The 20,109-nt window shown below is 55.4% G+C and carries 11 protein-coding genes; 7 read left to right on the plus strand and 4 right to left on the minus strand.

Translation table 11 applies throughout. The annotated features are described in order from the left end of the window. Positions 1-235: 235 nt before the first annotated feature. Both GV827_RS21435 and GV827_RS21440 read right to left on the minus strand, forming a co-directional pair. Complete coding sequence (locus GV827_RS21435; protein ID WP_164356052.1) at positions 236-1,369, minus strand: glycosyltransferase; 1,134 nt, start codon at positions 1,367-1,369, stop codon at positions 236-238. Positions 1,370-2,315: 946 nt separating this feature from the next. Then, complete coding sequence (locus GV827_RS21440) at positions 2,316-3,521, minus strand: adenylate/guanylate cyclase domain-containing protein (RefSeq protein ID WP_328823197.1); 1,206 nt, start codon at positions 3,519-3,521, stop codon at positions 2,316-2,318. A gap of 428 nt (positions 3,522-3,949) precedes the next feature. Here GV827_RS21440 and GV827_RS21445 point away from each other — a divergent pair, with 428 nt between their 5' ends. Next, on the plus strand, positions 3,950-4,324 hold the full coding sequence (locus GV827_RS21445) for a nuclear transport factor 2 family protein (protein WP_164356055.1): 375 nt from the start codon (positions 3,950-3,952) through the stop codon (positions 4,322-4,324). A gap of 102 nt (positions 4,325-4,426) precedes the next feature. Here the strand turns inward: GV827_RS21445 and GV827_RS21450 are convergent, their stop codons facing one another. Beyond that, on the minus strand, positions 4,427-7,660 hold the full coding sequence (locus tag GV827_RS21450; protein WP_164356056.1) for an ATP-binding protein: 3,234 nt from the start codon (positions 7,658-7,660) through the stop codon (positions 4,427-4,429). 700 nt (positions 7,661-8,360) lie between these two features. Between GV827_RS21450 and GV827_RS21455 the strand changes: the two genes are divergently transcribed. The 6 genes from GV827_RS21455 (at position 8,361) to GV827_RS21480 (ending at position 18,384) form a co-directional block, all read left to right on the plus strand. After that, positions 8,361-9,506, plus strand: coding sequence for an adenylate/guanylate cyclase domain-containing protein (locus GV827_RS21455; protein WP_164356057.1), 1,146 nt, complete (start codon positions 8,361-8,363; stop codon positions 9,504-9,506). A 406-nt stretch (positions 9,507-9,912) separates the two neighbouring features. Then, on the plus strand, positions 9,913-10,824 hold the full coding sequence (locus tag GV827_RS21460; RefSeq protein ID WP_164356058.1) for an alpha/beta fold hydrolase: 912 nt from the start codon (positions 9,913-9,915) through the stop codon (positions 10,822-10,824). Positions 10,825-11,287: 463 nt separating this feature from the next. Further along, the gene (locus GV827_RS21465; protein WP_164356059.1) at positions 11,288-13,189 is read left to right on the plus strand and encodes a BTAD domain-containing putative transcriptional regulator; all 1,902 of its coding nucleotides are present in this window, start codon (positions 11,288-11,290) and stop codon (positions 13,187-13,189) included. Between the two features lie 436 nt (positions 13,190-13,625). Then, positions 13,626-15,362, plus strand: coding sequence for an adenylate/guanylate cyclase domain-containing protein (locus GV827_RS21470; RefSeq protein ID WP_164356060.1), 1,737 nt, complete (start codon positions 13,626-13,628; stop codon positions 15,360-15,362). A gap of 571 nt (positions 15,363-15,933) precedes the next feature. Continuing rightward, positions 15,934-17,592 (plus strand): AMP-binding protein, encoded by a 1,659-nt coding sequence (locus tag GV827_RS21475; RefSeq protein ID WP_164356061.1) that lies wholly within the window; start codon positions 15,934-15,936, stop codon positions 17,590-17,592. A gap of 45 nt (positions 17,593-17,637) precedes the next feature. After that, positions 17,638-18,384, plus strand: a complete 747-nt coding sequence (locus tag GV827_RS21480; RefSeq protein ID WP_204326028.1) for an alpha/beta fold hydrolase — start codon at positions 17,638-17,640, stop codon at positions 18,382-18,384. Between the two features lie 248 nt (positions 18,385-18,632). Here GV827_RS21480 and GV827_RS21485 read toward each other — a convergent pair whose 3' ends face one another. Then, positions 18,633-19,832, minus strand: coding sequence for a cytochrome P450 (locus GV827_RS21485; protein WP_164356063.1), 1,200 nt, complete (start codon positions 19,830-19,832; stop codon positions 18,633-18,635). Positions 19,833-20,109 lie beyond the last annotated feature (277 nt).

A 20,109-nucleotide genomic window follows, 5' to 3' on the forward strand; every position in this document is an offset into this window, starting at 1 on the left:
AGACGCTCCAGATTGGGAGTAGATGTCTGGTCACCTTGCTAGGCCACATCAGAACTGGGAACGCGCCATACCTTTATGGCCAAAGCAGACATTGCGTGACGCAACTTCGACTACTGCTGTGCGGACCTTCCTGCCTTTCGCAAACTCCAAACGAGTGTCCGCATCTAATTCATAACAAGAGCAATGCTTCTCGCCGTCTATGGGGGATGTCTTCACAGAGTGCTGTAAGAATGCGTCAGACCGTAATTGCAGCTTCGATTTCTGTAGCGGCGTTTTCTGGGCCTTCGTAGCGAGATATCATCTTCCCAAGTTCCTTTGCCCTTTGCGTGAACGATGTCGCACCCAGAATTATTTGTGCTGCATTGCTGATCTCGGTCGCCGTTGCATTACCAGTCAATGCTTTACCAACCCCCCATTCTTCAACCCCTTTGCTGTTCGGGACTTGATCATGTCCTGCCCCAGGCAGAACTATCATAGGCACTCCATGGATGAGGGAGCGCATGAGGGTTCCGTGCCCTCCATGTGTTACGCACAGAGCCGCACGGCGCAAGATCGGATCATGCGCAGCGTATTTCAGCACAACTGCATTTTCGGGGACGCGAAAATCTTCAAGTGCCGCATGTAAACCCGTTGTTGCTACAACGTGAATTGGGGCATTTGCCAACCCATTAAGAACCCGCTGAATCTTATCTTGGGAGAATTGTCCTTTTGCGGTCGCGAAACTCACCAATGCCAAAGGGGTCGGATCGGAAACATCCCAGGGCAGGTCTGCAGATTGCGCGATTTTTTCATCTTCGATGATTGGCCCGACATGACGCACATGCTCCCACCCTGGCAATGCAGGGGCTTCCAACTCTTTGACCGACGTGACGATCATGCGATCTTGTGACAGCCATAAGGTGTCGGCATCTGGGAGGGGATCGAACCCTGCATCCACTCGCATTGCGCCAAGTTGTGCGATGACGTTCCGCCAAGTCTCCAATTGTCGGAAAAGAAAGGTATGACTGAAAACTACAGTCGGCAAACCAAATGTCGGGCTTATGGCCAGTGCTGCAGGGAACATTGCATCCACCAAAAGGGCATCGGGTTGTTCCATTTCGATGATACGTTTCAACTCATCCGAAACATTAGGAGACGTGAGGTAGCAGGCCAGAGGAGGTGCGGGTGGCCCCCCCGAATAGCGGGGCAGATCAACATCTCCTGAGGTCACACCGATGCTTCGAAACCCTGCTTGGTCGATACGGCCCATCATGTCTGATTTTACCGCGAAGACAACACTATGCCCGCGCCGTTCAAGTGCGCGTGCGATCCCCAGACTGGGTGGAAGGTTTCCGCCGCCCGCGTGGCACAACCAGACGAATTTAGTCATTGAATGCTCCGAGCCTCAATCAGCGTAGTTGATGTCGTCAGTATCACAGGAAATCGTCTAAGCGCATCATTTTTCAATGATTGCACCTTGCGAGACGCTGAACCCGGCATTCGTCGCTTCTACAACAATTAGTACTTAGGGCTCGAAGCTGTAATTCGACATATATGAACAGATGTCTGGTTTTGGGTTTCAACCACTTCCACGACTTTCCCGAACCCCACTTCTTCATGATCCGACCACCTATGGACATCCAAGGGCCTGGAGTGCTTTGGGTCTATCTCGTCGCTCATTTCGCCTCCATGGTCCTGCGTGTGAGCCTACGTGGGTTTCTAATAGGGCCTCTCGGCTAAGGTTCCCTGTAGGACATCCCTCTTAGGCCCCTCCCCAGGGGTTCCTACTACCTACCCTGTCTGCTTCCATTACTCATACCTAATTCAGGTATGACCTAAACCTACCACTACAACACCCCAAAGGACCCACCCCGAACGGGGGCATTTTCGGGGGCATTTCCGCCCCGAGAGGCCCTAAGAGAACCCGTAACGTCCATGAAAAGAAGAGGTGGCTGTTCAGGCAGTCTCGAGCTATCCAGTCTCCCCAAAAATTCCCTGTTAACAGGGAAAATACAGGGAAAATCTGCAGTTTTGGGCCAATTCAGGGTGATTTCGACCACTTTGTCCTAGTTTCCGCGAGTGTTTAGAAGGGGTTACATGGCATTTCCCTGTTAATTCGATAACAGGGAAAAATATTCAACTATCAGGGAAAGAAATTTGAAGAACAGGGAAAGGAGGCGGCGGAACAGGGATGTGCATGTCTCGCTCATTTCGCAAAGGCTCTGCGAAGCTATATGCATGGCCGAATGACGGCTTGTTCAAGGTAAGCAGTCATTGAGGAAAGTTGAAGCGATCGGCGGCTCAGAGCCCAGAACAGACATGCATGTTGGTCTTCCTTAAGCCTTTGGACCGGCCAGCCACCAAGTCTCGACGGCCCCAATCCCCTTCACCTCAACCGCACCGCGTGGTTCGAATTCATAGGCGTCCTCTAGCTCTTCTTTGGCGGCAGTGGTGACCTGAATACGCCCTGGCTCTCCATGGCTCTCCATACGGGATGCTGTGTTCACCGTCTCTCCCCAGACATCATAAAACAGCTTCCGGTTCCCAATGACACCCGCCACCGCAGGCCCGGCATGAAGCCCGATGCGGACTTGCAGCCCCTCAGGAAACTCAGGAGCCATCTTCTCCACAGTCTGCTGCATGTCCAAAGCCATCTCAGCAACCCGATGCACGGGGTCGCCGCATGGGTTGGGCATGCCAGCAGCAACCATGTACGCGTCTCCGATAGTCTTGATTTTCTCCAGACCGTGTTTCTCAGCCAGTTCATCGAAAGCGCGGAAGATCTTGTTTAGGAACCCAACAACCTCTTCCGGCAGAAGCGTTGCAGCACGGGGTGTGAAGTCCACAATATCCGCAAACAGGATGGCCACCTTTGGCAGGCTGTCTGCGATGGTCTGGTCGGGCTCGACCTTCAATCTTGCTGCGATGTCTTCTGGGAGCAAGTTGTAAAGCAGCGACTCGGACCGCGCATATTCTTTCTCTAAAGCGGCTTCAGCCTTGGTGGTGATCCGATGGTTCAGCGCAAACAGAACACCAAGCGTGCTTATGGCCCCAAGGGCATTGAAGATAACAAAGAACGTCATCCAACCCAAAGGTATTTGGTGCCATGGCGCAGTGACTGCCCCAAGCACTGCAATCAGAACCAAGAACAGGGCAGTCGCTCCTGAAAAGACGATCCGCGCGTGCCAAGTGAAAGGAAGCCAAAAGACGATGAGTGCGGGAATGAAGAGCCAGATTAAGAAAAGGGACTCAAGCCCAAACGTCAACGTTGCCAAAGCTGCATGCAACGGCATTTCAAAAAATGCAGCGAGAACGTAAGCGAATTTAAGTCTATCTTTCCAAATAATGAGGTAACTAGCCAGGCTGAAAGCCAGCACGCTGAAAATGTTGAAATAAACTAGCGGCATGGCTCCAAGGTACAGAAACGTAGCTGTGGCAAAGACGTGAAATCCTAACCCCAGCGGGAAGCCGACACCTGCAATAGCACGAGCACGCGACACTTCCCCCGCCAGCCTAGAGTCAAAATATGCCGGGCTCTGCACCAAGAATGCACTGTCCTTCTGCTTCCGTGGGTTAAGGATAGCCGTGTCAAGTGCGACTCCCTAGTACAAATCGCAGCGTTCAAGTCGGCAGACTTTTCTCGCAGCATGTCAGTGTCGACGGCTTTATTCTCTCTAGCTCGGAAACTTGATCCAATGGTCGAGCTTTGATTTTTGGAGGCACGGGCCAGCGTCGACTTTGTCCCGCTTTGCAGTCATCGGTGCAAAGTGCGGCGAAGGTCTCAAGTGAGCCCGAAGCGGACCAAACCTAAATCCACTGTCTGCGTCTGCGGCCCCTCAAGCTTGACGCGCGATGAGAAATTCAATCGCGTCCCCGCTCGACTTACGAGTGCTGCGAAACGGAAGCCCCAATAAATTGTAACCGCGCTCCGACCTGTGGTATCGTCCCTAAGTATTTTGGGGGAAATATCATGACCGACACGAAACATACCGACATCGTTCGAAATGGTTGGGCGGCGCTTGCAGCTGGCGAGTTGGACAAGCTCGCTGCTGATTACGCCGAGGACATGATCTTTGTCCTGCCGGGGCAGGATGACGTTTTGGAGGGGCGCGCGGCTTTTCGGTCCGCGCTCGACGGTGTGGGAGACGCGCTGCCGCCCGGCTTTGACATCAAATCGATGACCTACTGCACCGGAGAGAACGAAGTTGTTACGGTGCTCCGGTTTACCGCCGCGAAATTGCCCAACGGCTCGCAGTGCACAGTTCTGTTCCGCTTCAATTCGGATGACAAGATCGTCGAGGAGCGGTGGTTCGTGGATACCGAGCAGTGGAAGGGCGCGTTCTAGGAAAGCGCTCTCGCGTTCCGCAGGAGCCAGGACGTTCAGCGCCCCTTCTGATGAAACGTGTGGGGCAGTGCAGCTGACGGCAGGTGAGCCCGGCGGCGCGCCTTAGAATCGCATTTTGGTTGCCAGCCGCCGCGCCTGCGCGTTGAGCCGCTGCTCGAGCGCGAGCCAGCCCAGTGGTTGGACAAGCACCTTCCCTGCGGCATTCTCGGCCATCGCGACGTCAAAATCCCCGATTTGCTCGTACACGTCCGCCACGATCAGGTGGGCTTCGGCCTGCACCCCGCGCATTGCGGCTCGCGCCGCTTCGTTCGTGGTTAGCTCGAACCAGAGCCGCGCCTGCGTGGCATCTCCGGTCTTGGCGGCGGCTTCCAGTAAGCCGAGCATCGAGAGGCACTTCCCCCTCCGGTTCCCCAAAGTATCAAACCAGCGCATGCCCTCCCGCAACCACGCAGTTCCTTCTTCGAGCTGTCCCCCGCGCACGAGGCCGCGCCCATATGCGGCGTCGCCGGCATAGGCGAAATAGAAGGCCCCAATCCGCTCCGTCCGCCACGGAGCATTTGAGAGGCGCGCCAGCCCCGACGACGGGTCGTCGGCCGCGACAAGAACCATCCCCAGCGCGAGGTCGGCCATCAACCGGTCGAAGCCGCTGGCCGCCGAAGCAACACCATGCTCGGCCGCCGCAAGCGCATCTCGGAGATTTCCCGCTTCAGCCTGACTGAGCGCCAACAGGCAAGCACCCCAGCATTCGGCCGGCGGATAGTTGTCCCGCGAGCCCATCGCCTGAAGGCGCGATGCCTCCTCCGCCGCGACGCAGACCTGACCCACCTGCGTTGCGTGCGCCCACCGGGCATAATGCGACAGCGTGAACAGGTAGCGGTCCCCCAGATGTCTGCCCAGCACCTCGACCGACTTGCTGCGCAACGGCAGCGCGTCAAAGGCCTCTCCTTCGCCCACGATCGAATCCAGCCAAAGTCTCAACCCCTTGGCGTAGCCGACGCTGCTCTCGTCGCCCAACGCCTCGCCAATAGTCTGGGCGCGATCAAAGGCCTGCTGCGCATCCGCGTAGCGCGTGGCGTGCATGTAGCCCTCGCCGATCCAAGTCAGTAGCCGTGAGACCTCCTCAATCTCGCCAAGCGTCTGGACCCGCGCGAGATGACTTCGTGCCAGTTCCGTCATCGCCGGAAAGTCGCCGTTCCAGCACAAGATCTGGGTCTGGTTCACGACCGCTCGCGCCAGCAGCAGCACGTCGTCGACCTCGCCGGCAGGGCCGGTCAGGTCAATGCATTTCTGAAACCAACCCTGCGCGTCGCGCAGCGCGAAGAGGTCCAGCGCTCTTTTCCCGGCCATGAGCGCATATCTCGCCGTCGCAATCGCGTTCCCGGCAGCCTCGGATTGCTGCGCCAGAAACTCCGCGACTTCGATTTCCTGTCCGGCGTGAAGGTCCTCCAGACACCGCGCTACGTCTCCGTGCAGGCTGCGGCGATCCTCGGACAGGAGGCTCTCGTAGATGACCTGCTGAACCAGAGCGTGGTGAAACTTGAAACGGTCCTGTTGCTCGGGCAAGGCCTGCACGATGCCGCTCTGCTCCAACTCGGCCATATGTCGGGCGGCCCCGTCGCCGAGCAGGCGCGTGTCGAATTCACGACCGATGACCGACGCCCGCTCTACCAACCGTCGCGCCTCCGGCGAGAGCCTGTCAACGCGTTGCATCAGCATCCCAGCGAGGGTTTCGGGAATGCCGGAACTGTCTAGTAATGGCTCTTCCGACGGCTCATAGGTGAAGTGACGGGCTATCTCCTCAAGGAACAGGGGATTGCCACCGGCCCGCTCGATATAGGGCATCATGTCGGCGAGCCTATCCTGATCTGTCAGATGATCGCGGAAGAGCTGTACCGCTTCAGATGTCGACAAGGGTTCGAGAACCAATTCCTCGACGCCGGGCGCATCCGCCCAAGGCGCGGAAAACTCGGGGCGAAACGCCGCGACGATCAACACACCGCGCCTGTCAGGATCACGCACCAAGGCATCAAGAACATTGCTCGAGCGTTCGTCGATCCAGTGCAGGTCATTCAGGTAGAGGACCGTGGGCTTGAGACGCCCCTGCATCATGATGAACTCGGATAGCGCCTCGCGGGTGCGCGAGCCGATCAGGTCGGGATCGACGCCCGGTATCGAGGCCTGCAGCTCGACCAGTCGGCGCAGATAGGGAATGTGGCGGTCTCGGTCCAGTCCCGCCTCGACCAACCGGTCTTCCAGAGACCCGCCCTCCGCGCCCACTGTATCACGAAAGCGCCGCAAAAGGTCGATGAACAGGTGAAACGCCGTCGTCCTCGCATGCGGGCTGCATTGGCCGATCAGCAGGGTAAAAGCATCTCCCTGCCGCGTGATGAACTCGCGCAACAGGCGGGACTTGCCGATGCCGGGTTCCCCGATCACATGTGTGGTCCCCAGAGTGCCAAGGCGAGTGCGGGACAGCGCCGCTTCCAGAGCGCCGATCTCATGCTCCCGCCCGATCAGTGGCGTCAGATCACCTCGCCTGCGCTCGAGGCGGTCATACGATCCCGAGAACCGCACCACGCGCCAGACAGGGACCGGATCGTCAAATCCCTTGAAAACGTGCGGCCCCAGTGTTTCAAACTCCGCCGCGCCGTCCGATAGCCTGCGGCACGCCGGCCCGACGACGACGCTGCCCGGGTCCGCGACCGTCTGCAGCCGTGCCGCGAGGTTCGGTGTCGATCCCAGCGCGGAGTGTTCCTGCGCGGCCCCTCGTCCGACGATCTCACCGACAACGACGAGGCCGGTCTCGATCCCGACGCGCACCTCCAGCCGACCCGCACCATTGGGTACCGTCAATTTGCCGATCTGCTTGACCAGAGCCAACCCGGCTTGGATGGCGCGTTCAGCGTCATCCTCGTGACTTTGCGGGTAGCCGAAATAGGCGAGCACACCGTCACCGAGAAACTTCGCCACGAAACCGCCGTAGCTCTCCACCTCCTCGCTAACCGCATCCTGAAAGTCCCTGATCGTCTCGCGATAGGCCTCTAGGCTCAACCGCGTCGAGAGCGCGGTCGATCCGACAAGATCGGCGAACATGAGCGTTAGAAGCCGCCTCTGCGCGCGCGCTGACGTTCCGTCTGCCGGTCCCTCGGTGGTCCCCAGCGCCGCCGCTGCAGCCAGGATCCGCTTGCGGTGACCAAGCTTGTCGACACCAAGATCGCGCAAGTCCGCATCGCTCAAGGATTGTAGCAAATCCATTTCGACATCGTTCTCGACAAACGCCGGGACATGCTGCGACAAGTCCAGTGCCAAGAGGAATTCGGAAATTTGCTCGGTCATCGCTCCCTCGAACGCATCGAAACAGCCTGCCTCATGAACGTACTCGTTATAGCGTGAAAAATCAAAACTGACGACCGCTGTGCATAAGTGAAAAGCTCGTACCGCGCGGGGACGAGGAATATGGGAAACTCATCACAGGCTATCGGCGAACAAGAGCCTTTCGTTATAGACTTACGGTCTAGGGAGCCGTTGGGACTGTCAAAATGGGCTACAATTGCCGATCACTAATTCCACCGCGTGCAGGCCAAAAGCGAGTAGGAAAGCACGCGGATTACGCTGCCACCCATCGGAGTTTATTGTTCAATACTGTGACAGGATGGTGTTGCTGACGGAAGTTGCACGATCAAATATTCTGAATGAATTGGTGCATCCGCCCAACGAACAACAAAAGGAGCTGTAGTTACGAGGCTGCGGCGAATGACGGTTTTGTCCGCTTCTGAGACATTGGACGCAGTCAAAACGAGTAGCCGGTGTCGGCAAAGGCGGTCGTTGCAGCGCGAAAGCGGACGTTGCCGCGGCGCAAACCAGTCATGAGTGGCTGCTGACGGCAGCTTTCCGATCATCTGATGAAAAGACCCGGAAGACGGCACAGAGCCCGAAGCTGACACAGAAGTAAGATGCTGCAGTTGTGTTCTCGTAAGTCGCAAAGAATTGTGTTCTAGGATTTCACTCTTGAAGGTAAAAACGTTATATATGCGAAATGCCCAACGATCTGAAGATCAAAGCCCTTTTGACCTGGCTGGCCAGCGGAGCACCACCGCAGACCGATTATGACGAAACGATCGCGGAATTTTCGCGCAGGTTGAAAAGTGCTGGTGTCGAAGCCGACGTGGTGGCTCTATACCAGACACCAAAAAACCCTTTAGTGGGAGGCAGGAGGTTTCTTTGGTATCCAGAGAAAGGCCTCAAGGTAAAAGAGTTTTCGCATGAACATATGCAGTCGGCATTTTTTCTGGGAGGTGTTGTCAACTTGGCTCAGGAGTTGGCAAAACCCATAAGATATCGGGTTGGAATGTCTGCTGAGTTCGACGCCCATCCTGGCTCGAAGCCTTTAATTGAAGGGGGATATACTGAATATGCTCTTCTGCCTTTGATCGCCATAAATGAAGTCAACTCGGTATTGGCCGTGGGCGTGAAGCGCCAGGGTGGCTTGCCTGACGAACAATTTGAGATTTGTCGCCGGGTTGCTGCACCGCTCGCGCGGGTTGTCGAGTCGCGTGTCTTATTGGAAGGGTTCTCAAGCCTGTTGGCAACTTTTCTTGGCCGAGACGCAGGTAGTCGGGTGGCCTCGGGAATGGTCCGGCGTGGCGATGCTGACATGATCAGAGCTGTCATATTATTTACTGACATTGTCGAGTTCACAGAGAAATCCAATAGCCTTGAGACATCGGAAATCGTTAGTATGTTGAACCGATATTTTGAGGCGTTAGAACAACCGATCTTAAAGAACGGTGGCGAGATCCTGAAACTCATGGGCGATGGTATGCTCGCCATCTTTCCTACACCAGACGATCTCACATCCGAGGAAGGGGCGGCGTTGTCGGCGCTTTCGGCCGTTGAAGACGCCCGGGTTGTCCTTGCTGAAGACCAAATCTCCTTCCGAGCCGCATTTCATGTGGGCGAGGTGCACTACGGAAATATCGGTGGGCTCACTCGATTGGATTTCACAGCTATAGGCCCTGCAGTGAACTTAGCATCACGCCTTTGCGACGCGGCTTCCAAAGAAGGAATGAGGGCTGCTTGCTCTGAAGCGTTTGCACGACTGGTTCCCGACCGGACCAGCCGTATAGGTGCTCTAGAGTTCAAAGGGTTCAAAGAGCTGCAAAAAGTCTACTCGGTAGGTTAAGCAAAGCTGTTTGTCCGCTTCGTCCCGCATCTCGGTCGTAGCCTGATTTCTGACGATCGACCGCTTCTCTCGAAACCAGTCATAGAGACGTCAAAGCAGACCGTGCGCAGGATGTAAGCAGCGCTGAGTGACAGCTGTCCGGCTTCAAACGGTCATCTGACAAAATGACTCAGATGTCTCAGGAGAGCCCGAAGCCGCCATCTTGCGTCGCGAAATTTCTGCCATCTATTGCCCTACACGGCGACCATGACTGGCTGCGGAACAGGGGTAAGATCACCCTTCGAAATCGATTGGTAGCCTTAACCATCAGATGCAAGGTGGCCGCATCCTTGAACATGAGCGCTTCCAAATTGCATTCACAGCTCCAGAAGAGCATGGTTCTGTTTGATGAAGCTGCGGTAGGCTTATGGAAATACAGACGATCATAGCCAACGGGATCAGATTGGCACTTGAAGATCACGGACCCAAAGATGCCACTCCTTTAGTTCTCATCCGGGGACAGGGCAGCCAGATGGCGCATTGGCCTCGTGAGCTCATCGACGGCCTTGTATCTGCCGGTTTTAGAACAATCGCTTTCGATAATCGCGACGTGGGCCTGTCACAACGTTGTCCCGTTTCAGGCGCGCCAAGTGACGCTGAGGAGATACTCAGGCTTTTGAGGAAGGGCGAAGCGATAACCGCCCCCTACGGGCCAGAAGACATGGCTCGCGACGTCACGGGGCTAATGGATGCGCTCGGGTTGGAGGAGGCCCACGTTTTCGGTATTTCAATGGGCGGCATGATTACCCAGCAGCTCATGCTGCAGGCGCCTGAACGGCTTCTCTCGGCAACAATCGTAATGTCTTCATGCCGCCCGATGTTCGAACCAAATTCGCCGGATGACGTTGGCTTGATTGCGCGGGCAGAACAACTGCTGGCCAGACCGCAATCACGGGAAGAGTATCTGATGTCCCAAATTGAAGAACACGCCAAGTGGGGCAGTCCGGGTTATCCAATGCCCGAGGCCGACATCCGCGCCATGGGCGAAATAGCATATGACCGGGGCGTCGATGCTGAAGGACTGAACCGCCAACTGCTCGCAATAGTAAATGCAACAGACCGTAGGCCTGGACTTGCGAAAACTGAGGTGCCTTGCCTCGTTGTCCACGGCGAGGAAGATGCACTTGTGCCTTTGGCGTCGGGTAAAGAGATCGCGGAAGTCGTCCCCGGTAGCGAGTTTCTTCCCGTCCCTGGCATGGGTCATATCATCACCCCTAGACTCGCGCCGCTTATCGTTCAGGCGGTCACAGACTTCATTTTTCGCCGAGCGAGCGGGTGAGGGCGCCAAGGCCGCTTCGATGATCTCGGCGCGACCTCAGTGAACGCACGAACGTCGAAAGGTCTCACAGCAAGGGCATGTGACGATCACGATAGGTTTGAGCAGCGGTGCTATGTGGATTGATGTCAAGATCATCTGGCAATCTTGCGTCGCGCCGTAAGCGATCAGACGCTGGCGCCTCGGTCTCTGAAACTGGCGGCGTGGAAAGCCATTCGAAGAGCACCCGAACTGCACGAGTGAAGGGCCCAATAGTCGTGGTAACGGGGGTGGATTGTGTTTGGAATGTCATCTTGTTGCTCCCTGCAATCAGATTGGCTTTTGATGCCTCCACTTTGCCTGACGTCCGTTACCCAGTCGTTTGCTCTCCGTGATACTGCTTGTGAAATTAGCGTTTTCTTGCGTTAATCTTCTAAGGTGGACCATCATTTTTCGATTAACGCTATGAACGGCACGCGCATTGCCCTTGGAACTGAACCTTTTTGGAAAGTTTACCCTCACCAAAGATGGTGAGCCGGTCGAGCTGAGGAACAAGAAAGCCCAGGCGTTGCTCGTCTATCTTGCCCTGACAGATCAACCGCATAGTCGCACTCACCTGGCAACTATTCTTTGGGGCGAACGTTTCGAAGAACAGGCTCGCTCAAGTCTCAGGCAGGCACTATACGCGCTACGCAAAGCCGTAGGAGATGGTTTAGTGATTGGCGATGATCGCCTGTCGCTGGCTAATGGAGCACTCAGACTTAAAGAAAATGGCTCCGGTGGAATGCTGGATGATTTCTTCTTGGCCGAGGAAGCGTTTGACACCTGGCTGGACACAACCCGGGAGAAACACCGTAAGGATGCAGCGTTCGCAGCATTCGAGAAAGCCCGGCAACAGGAAAAGGCAGGCGACCCCGAAGGAGCGTTGGCCACGATCCGTGTTGCAGCCGTTCTTCAGCCATTGGACGAGCAGATTGCCCGCATGAAAATTGCGCTTTTGGCAGGGCTGGGCAAGCGAACCGAGGCTCTTGCTGACTACACGAAATTTACCAGCCTCTTGGAACATGAACTCGACGCGGCACCTCAGTCGGAAATCGTGGAATTGGCCGAGCGCATCCGGGCCGATGACGCTCCGGCGGCAACCGCAAAATCCACAGAAAAGGCCGCGCCTTCTGACGGTGCAGGCGGCTTCAACATTCTGATTGCCCCATTCGACGATCTGGGCGGAGGCGATACCGCTACTTTCCTGGCGCATGATTTGCCGGGACAGATCGTGCACGCGACATCGCATGGGCTTATCACCGTCAACCTCTTGCCTGAAGCAAAGAGCTGCGATGAAGGCAAAACACAGATGGAACGCGCGTCTGAGGCCGATGCGGTCTGGCTCTTATCGGGGTCGGTCCGACAAATCGGCTCCCGGGTCCGGATTTCATTGACGGGATCGGATGTGAAGACCGGAAATGTGGCTGCGACGGACGCTAAGCTGATTTCCGAAGATGAGGCCTTCGAATATCTAGATGGTGTGAGCGATACTGTCAGTGCAATGTGGCGCTCGCGCTACATGAAACTAGGCAGATATGACCAGGTGGTGATCGACCGGCTGAAGTTGGCCAGAAATCAACCAGAACAGTTCCATTCCATCAGCCAAGATTTCTTTTATCAGACCTTCTACAGCGACTATTCACGCGCCTCGTTAAGTGCGCTGGAGAATGTCGCAGATTTCGCGATTTCCGAATTTCCTAACCAGGCGCATTATCACTCGATTAAAGGCTGGGCTCACTTTTCTTATACCGATCTTTTGGATGCGAACACACGTCTGGAAGGAATCAGAACAGCAAAGTCAATTTTTGAGCATGCGCTTCTGTTGAAACCAGATCAGGTCATCATTCTGCTTGGACTGGCATCCGCAAGTTACTGGCTGGGGTACCATGATGAGGCGGAAGAATTGCTCGCGAGATCAAATATCAGCGCTACCGCCGTTCCACTCGTCGATGTCATCAGGGGAAACTCGGCCATGTTTTGTGGTCGAAACGACGAGGCGATTGCAATGCTTAATAGGGTGATAGAAAACGGCGCGGGGCTGGCGCCGTTGGCAAACTGGTACGCCACCCTTGCGATGGCCCACTTCAACAAGAGTTCCTATGAGAACGCCCTTTCATCCGCCAATGTCGCATTGGAGTTTTCATCGGAATACTGGTTGAGCTACCTTGCAAGAATGGCATCACTCTCTCGGTTGGGGCGTCTGTCCGAGGCACATGAGACTGTTTCCGCCTATCACGCAGAATATCCCGCGGCCAATGTTCACGAGCTAGAGTGGTTGCCGTTTACCGATGAGTTGGTAAAGAGGAACTTTCTGGATGCATTGCTCGACGCCGGATTGCCGGAATAGCCCCTAGAAGGTTTGGACTTCTGCAAAGTCCGCTTCTGAGACATCAGACAAAGTCAAAACAAGTAGCCGGTGTTGGCAAAGGCGGTCGTTGCAGTGCGAAAGCGGACGTTGCCGCGGCGAGAGCCAGTCATGAGTGGCCGCTGACGGCAGCTTTCCGGTCATCTGATGAAAAGACTCGGATGACCCAAACGAGCCCAAACGGGCCATTGGCGGTTCGCGAAGCATCCGTAGAAAGGGCGGTTTGCAGACCTTCGCTTCAGAATGGGCCAACGTCTGCTGTGAGGGATGGCGAACCCAGACAATCGGATTGGAAACTGAAGCAAGAAACCCAAAATCCGGGTTTCAGTATTCACAGGGTGAGGCTAGGTTCAAATATCGAAGATCCTTGCTTCACTCTTCGGCTCATGAATCGCAGACTTGGAAAGGTCGGAAAATTATGGTTCGAAAACTCGCTGCGATTCTTGCTGCTGACGTCGTGGGTTACTCCAAGCTGATGGGGTCGGACGAAAGTGGGACACTGTCGTCTCTTCGCAGTTTTCGGAATGACCTCTTGTCGCCTTTACTGGAGCGGAGCAACGGTGCGATCCTCAAAAGCATGGGCGACGGATGGTTCATCGAATTTCAAAGCGTTACCGATGCAGTATCATGCGCTTTGGCGCTGCAGGATGCGCTTGAAAACCAATCACCAATCCAGTTGCGGATCGGGCTGCATATTGGCGAAGTTACGATTACAGAGGAAGACATCTATGGCGATGGCGTGAATATATCAGCACGCTTGCAGGAAATGGCTGCGCCAGGTGCGATCGTTATATCTGACGCCGCGCGGGGGGCGATGGACGGTCGGCTGTCGTCGGAGTTTCAGAACTTTGGCGCTCAGGACCTCAAGAACATTAGTGAACCGGTAATCGCTTTCGGCCGAGGAATGGAGGCTGCGCCAGCAGCAGCAAAGAACGACCGCCGGGACGGAACCTCTAAGCCGTCACTTGCAGTTAGGCCTTTCAAGTCGCTCTCACGCGACGAAGATCAGGAATTTTTCGCAGATGGCATTGTCGAAGATCTCATCACAGCATTTGCGCGCTTTCGATGGCTGTCAGTAATTGGCAGAAACAGCATCTTTGCATTCAAGGGCTCAGACACAAGCTCGTCATACCTCGCAGCTGAGCTTGGTGTCAGATACTTTGTTGAGGGTAGCGTTAGGGCCTCGCCCAGCAGAGTCAGAGTGAACGTTCAACTGATCGACGCCAAGAAAAACAAGAATATCTGGGCCGAGACCTATGATCGACCACAGGGAGAATTGTTTGACCTGCAGGACGAAGTAACGCGCTCGATAACTGGCGTGCTAATCCCGGCCCTCAGCAAGGCGGAGATGGACCGATCCATGCGATCTAACCATCCAAAACTGGACGCGTGGCAAAGTTACCAAAAGGGCCTGGCATTCTACTATCGACCGTTCAGCGTCGAAGATCACGCCGAGGCCAGATTGCATTTTGATCTTGCGATCGAACGGGACCCCAACTTTTCTGACGCCTATGCAATGGTCGCACTTATGGGCGCGTATTCCATTCGATCCGGCCAGACCAGCTACACCTCAACGGCTGACGAGATAATCGCCGAAGCTCTTCAGGCCGCAGAGAAAGCCGTCCTGCTGGACGACAGCGGGGCGCTGGCGCATATCGCATTGGGGGTAGTAAAGTGCTGGATGGGCGAACTCGATGTCGCGGTCGCCGAATGCCAGACGGCTGTACGTCTAAACCCTAACCTCGCGCAGGCACACCACGAGCTCGGCTTCACTCTTAATCATGCCGGCCAGTGTGCGGATGCAGTCAGTTGCTTCGACGAGGCGATTAGGTTGAGTCCCAACGATCCCGCTCGCTGGAACTTCTACCTGCTGAAAGGTTCAATGCTGTTCGCAATTGGCGATTTTGACGAGGCGATTGATTGCCTGAACCAGTCAGCAAGGCTTCGCCCGGCTGCTTTCTTTCCATACGTCTTCCTAGCCGCTACTTATATCGAGATGAATGACGATTTGGCGGCGCAAGAGGCAGTTGATCAGATACTCAAACGTAAGGTGGGCCTGAAACTCGAGAACCTTCGTACAGTATTCGGGAAGGCACCGGCGGAACACCTTGTCCGAGCAATGAAGAACTTAGAGATCGCGGGACTGCCAGCCTGAAATCCCATTCATATCAATCTGTGAACGGTTGGCTTAACATTTAGCGCAACTTTCTGGTATAGCTCAACATTCGATAAATGGGCGCGAACCCGTCGTTCGCTGCACCGTCAACGAAGGTCCCCAGTGGGCCGGAAGCAGCCCCTCTCAGCAAAGGCCCGAACGGCTGAAAAGTCCGCATCGCGGTCGTTAGTACAAGCCGCGGCTAATGACCGGTCTGAGCCGATTGTGTTGAAAAACTCTGTTTTCTCCAAAAAACGGTGAAAAACTTCGCCATAGAGCGCCAGTTGGAAATCTTGGCGAGGGGGTCGGCAAAATCAGGGCTTTGGCGATGTGTGCAGCTCTAAATGCCCTCTCCGTTCGAACAGTGCCAACTTTTCCGATGCAACGGGTTTTGGCGGAAAAGCGAGAGTGCGGATCTTTCGAGTTTTTCAACACAATCCGCCCGGAGCGGCCGTTCTGGGAGACAACAAGGCACACATAGTGCTCAGGTGCCCACGCTATCTCTAGAGTAGAGTTTTGACCCATTTTGGTCCAAGATAAGCGCAGGCTGCAATTTCAGGGATAAGTTTCAATGGCATCGAATTCTCGCACTGGAACTTCCCCTGACTACTCCAAAGCGCTGGAAAGCTTTGATTTAGATGCCGCAAGGTCTCTCTTTTCCGGCAGTTTCAGAGACGGGATCAATGCATGCGTGGAATGTTGTGATGCCCATTTGCCGGACAACGCCGTAGCATTGGACTGGATAGCGGTGGACGGGCACCACGAGACCCGCAACTTTTTGGAGTTGCGCGACGAAGCTGCCCGTGTCGCCAACCTGCTGGCGGAACAAGGCATCCAACCCGGCGATATTGTGGCAGGCCTGTTGCCACGCACGCCTGATCTGGTTGCAGTTGTTTTGGGTGCCCTGCGGGCTGGGGCGGCCTACCAGCCGTTGTTCACGGCCTTTGGTCCCAAGGCCATCGAGGATCGTCTGACCATGAGCGGCGCGAAACTGGTTGTGACCGACGTTGCTAACCGCGAAAAGCTCGACGGTGTGAAAGGCTGTCCGCCTGTCGCGTTGATCGCCGACACCCCGGACGAGCTTGTTGCAGGAGACATTGATTTCCGCCGGGCAATGACTGCTCAGTCCGCGGAGTTTTCCCCGGTTTTGCGGAACGGCGATGATCTGATGTTAATGATGGCCACTTCTGGAACTACAGGGCCCGCAAAGGGAGTGCCCGTTCCACTAAAGGCTCTGCCCGCCTTTCGATCTTACATGGTCGAAGGGATCGACTTGCGGCCTGAGGATGTTTTTTGGAACATTGCCGATCCGGGCTGGGCCTATGGGCTCTACTATGCAGTCATCGGTCCACTGCTGCTGGGGCATGCAACCACTTTGGTCGAAGGGCCATTCACGGTGGACAGCACTTATGACGTGATTTCAAGACTGCGCGTAACCAACTTTGCCGGTGCGCCGACCGCGTTTCGACTGATCATCGCTTCTGGAACCGAACGCGCAGTACAGTTGCGTAATCAACTTCGCTGTATCAGTAGCGCGGGCGAGCCGTTGAACCCCGAAGTCATCCGTTGGTTTGAGACAGAACTGAATGCGCCGATCAAAGATCACTACGGGCAGACCGAAACGGGCATGCTAGTCAATAACCATCACGGGCTTGAACATCCCGTGCGGCCGGGATCGGCAGGATATGTAATGCCGGGGTACAGGGTCGATGTTTTGGCCCAGGATGGTAGCATTGCCGATCTCAACGTGCCGGGCCAACTGGCCGTGCACATCGCGGAATCGCCCCTCATGTTCTTCAGTGGTTATCTGAACAAGGGCAAGAAATCGATCGAGAACGGGTACTATCTTACTGGGGACACGGTGGAGCGGGATGAGCACGGGTGTATCACCTTCGTGGGACGCAACGACGACGTGATCACTTCTTCAGGTTATCGCATCGGACCGTTTGACGTAGAAAGTGCCCTAATCGAACACCCCGCCGTGACAGAGGCTGCTGTCGTTGGCTTGCCGGATAAGGAACGGACCGAAATCGTGAAAGCGGTGATCGTTCTGGCGGATGGCAGGGAAGGCAATGAAGCGCTGGCTGCGGAACTAAAGGATTATGTCAAACAGCGCCTCTCTGCCCACGCATATCCTCGGCTAATCGAATTCGTGACCGAACTGCCGAAGACACCCAGCGGGAAAATCCAACGGTTCCTGCTGCGACAAGCGAGTGTTGGGGCTACATGATCCAGCTTCTCGAGATTACGCAAAAAGCAACCTGGAAGACCTGAAATGACGATCGTTCTTGTACACGGTAACCCAGAAACTGAAGCAATTTGGGATGATCTTGTTCCGCAGATTGAAGAACGGGATGTGCTGCGCCTTTCACCGCCCGGCTTTGGTGCGCCAATACCTGAAGCCTTCGACTGCACGATCGGTTCTTACAGAGAGTGGCTTATTTCAGAACTTGAGAAGCTGGCGCATCCTGTGGACCTTCTCGGGCACGACTGGGGTGGTGGTCACGTCATGGGAGTTGCAATGGAACGCCCTGATCTTGTTCGTTCTTGGCTTACAGATATCTTAGGGCTCTTTGACCCTGACTATGTTTGGCATGACCTTGCTCAAGCTTGGCAGACACCGGACATTGGGGAGCAAGCGGTCAAACAGATGATGGGTTTGCCGATTGACGACGCCGTCGAGCGCTATGAGAGTTTGGGAATGACGCGCGCGGTCGCGAGAAAGGTCCTCGCCGCGCGTAGTCCTGAAATGGGACGGGCAATCTTGGCGCTTTATCGCTCGGCAGCACAACCGGTGATGCGAGATATCGGCATGCAAATTACAAAAGCTGCGGTTCGGCCAGGCCTTGCACTGATCCCAACTGAAGATCACTATTGTGGTGGTGAGACACTGACGCGACGTTCGGCAGAGCGGGTCGGCGCTCAGATTGCCGTGCTCGAAGGCGCCGGTCATTGGTGGATGTGCCAGCAGCCAAAGGAAGCCGCCAAGGCGATCAATCGTTTTCTTGCAAGCCTGGGATAGTGATCTTTCGTTAGGAAGATGGACTAGGCGATAGAAGCCAAGGATCACTGTGTCCGTGCCTTAGACAATGAATACTGCGGGTCTCTCGCCAAATGACCAAATGACCAGATTTTCGAGAGGAGCACAGTGATCCTCGGCAAGAACCCATTTCAGGCCGTTAATCTCGGGCTTTCCCGCCCGGTGCAGATACGTTCGAAGCCCGCAGTGCGTCAGTTACAGATTAGTTTGCAAGCGACAAATCTCGCTGATCAAATCCGTACAATCATCGGGGTTGACTTTCGGAGGCCGAGTACGCCGATCATTTCCGGCGCCTTGACCATTTCGATATCGGGGGCTCCGTCGAGCAGAGCAGCCAGCCCTTCTTCCATCTCCAATCGAGCGAGCATTTCACCAAGACACCGATGCGCGCCTGCGCCGAATACCAGGTGAGGAAGAGGACGATCCTTACGGTGAAGATCGAAAGTCTCCGGATCGCTAATCTTTGTCTCGTCGCGCATTGCAGACAGGGTCGAGAGCCCAACTAGCTGGCCACCTGGTATGCTTATTCCTCCAATCTCAATGGGTTCCAAACAGTAGCGGGGCATACCGCCAACAGGAGGCTCAAGGCGAAGGGATTCCTCGATTGCAGCTGGAATGAGGGAGCGATCTGCCTGAAGTTCATTCCAAAGCGAACGGTCTGCCAGCAGCCTTGCAACAATCATATTGAAGCCTGACCGCGTCGTATCACTGCCACCGAGTATGAGGCCCATGATCTGATAGATCAGTTCCTCAGTTTCCAGACTACGATCACTTTCGTCCGCCACCAGCATCGAAATCATGTCGTCCTGAGGTGCCTGACGGCGATCCGCAACGGTCTGTGCCACGAAATCGTAAAGCGCTTCAGCTGAGGCCTCTACCTCTTCATGACCAGAGTAGGGCGGCACTAGACAATTGCTGAGTCTGTACACGTGTCCAGCAAACCAAGCGCTGTCTTCAGTTTTCAAACCCAGCACCTCTGCAATCATTTCCGCAGGAATGCGGGAGGCGCACAATGCAAGAAAATCGAATTCTTCGCCGCGAGGTAGGTCGGCGATGATGTGGTCGGCAACCGCACGTACACGACCGCGCTTCTGTCGTAGCACGGGATGTGCGAAGACCCGCGCAAATGCGCCGCGACGGTGCTTGTGGTCGTCGCCGTTGGTCATCAGCATGAACGTTTCAAGAAATGAACGACAGCGCCCGTCAGGAATGCCCATAATGTTGCAAAACTCAGGGCCAGGCACCTGAATAAGGCTTGGATGTGCCGCGAGCCTTGTAACGTCTTCGTCCCTCAAAGCAGAGACGCGCGACGGCATCAGACGGACAACCGGTGTTTGTTTTCGCAACGTATCGAGTTCTTCGAGTGAAAGCTTGGCGTAATCTTCGATCGGCATGAATGGGATGCCGTCTTCTCCAATCGTCGTTTCCATTAGCTGACCTCACTTCTATGCAAATTGACTGTGCTCTGACCATATTCTGTTCGGACTTCCACTCACGGCATGGTGCCACAATACCGGCGTCAGCAATAGCTCCTTAAGCTTACCGCAACTGAGACATCGGATGTGGCCTTAGCAAACGGCAGCTTTTCACGAAGAACGGAAGTTCGTCTTGAACGCGGCGATCGGCAGCAACGAGCCCAAGGCGGCCGGATTGAAACCGCGTTTTTCGCAAGTGCAGTAAGCTAACGTACTCCTCGTCAAACGGCGC

The sequence above is a fragment of the Sulfitobacter sediminilitoris genome (assembly GCF_010667575.1).
GTDB lineage: Bacteria > Pseudomonadota > Alphaproteobacteria > Rhodobacterales > Rhodobacteraceae > Sulfitobacter > Sulfitobacter sediminilitoris.

What these genes read in the sequence shown, in the direction of transcription:
- GV827_RS21470 (WP_164356060.1), top strand. Translation starts at nt 13,626, where the DNA reads ATGGTTCGAAAACTCGCTGCGATTCTTGCTGCTGACGTCGTGGGTTAC.
- GV827_RS21455 (WP_164356057.1), top strand. Translation starts at nt 8,361, where the DNA reads ATGCCCAACGATCTGAAGATCAAAGCCCTTTTGACCTGGCTGGCCAGC.
- GV827_RS21450 (WP_164356056.1), bottom strand. Translation starts at nt 7,660, where the DNA reads ATGACCGAGCAAATTTCCGAATTCCTCTTGGCACTGGACTTGTCGCAG.
- GV827_RS21445 (WP_164356055.1), top strand. Translation starts at nt 3,950, where the DNA reads ATGACCGACACGAAACATACCGACATCGTTCGAAATGGTTGGGCGGCG.
- GV827_RS21460 (WP_164356058.1), top strand. Translation starts at nt 9,913, where the DNA reads ATGGAAATACAGACGATCATAGCCAACGGGATCAGATTGGCACTTGAA.
- GV827_RS21480 (WP_204326028.1), top strand. Translation starts at nt 17,638, where the DNA reads ATGACGATCGTTCTTGTACACGGTAACCCAGAAACTGAAGCAATTTGG.
- GV827_RS21485 (WP_164356063.1), bottom strand. Translation starts at nt 19,832, where the DNA reads ATGGAAACGACGATTGGAGAAGACGGCATCCCATTCATGCCGATCGAA.
- GV827_RS21435 (WP_164356052.1), bottom strand. Translation starts at nt 1,369, where the DNA reads ATGACTAAATTCGTCTGGTTGTGCCACGCGGGCGGCGGAAACCTTCCA.
- GV827_RS21475 (WP_164356061.1), top strand. Translation starts at nt 15,934, where the DNA reads ATGGCATCGAATTCTCGCACTGGAACTTCCCCTGACTACTCCAAAGCG.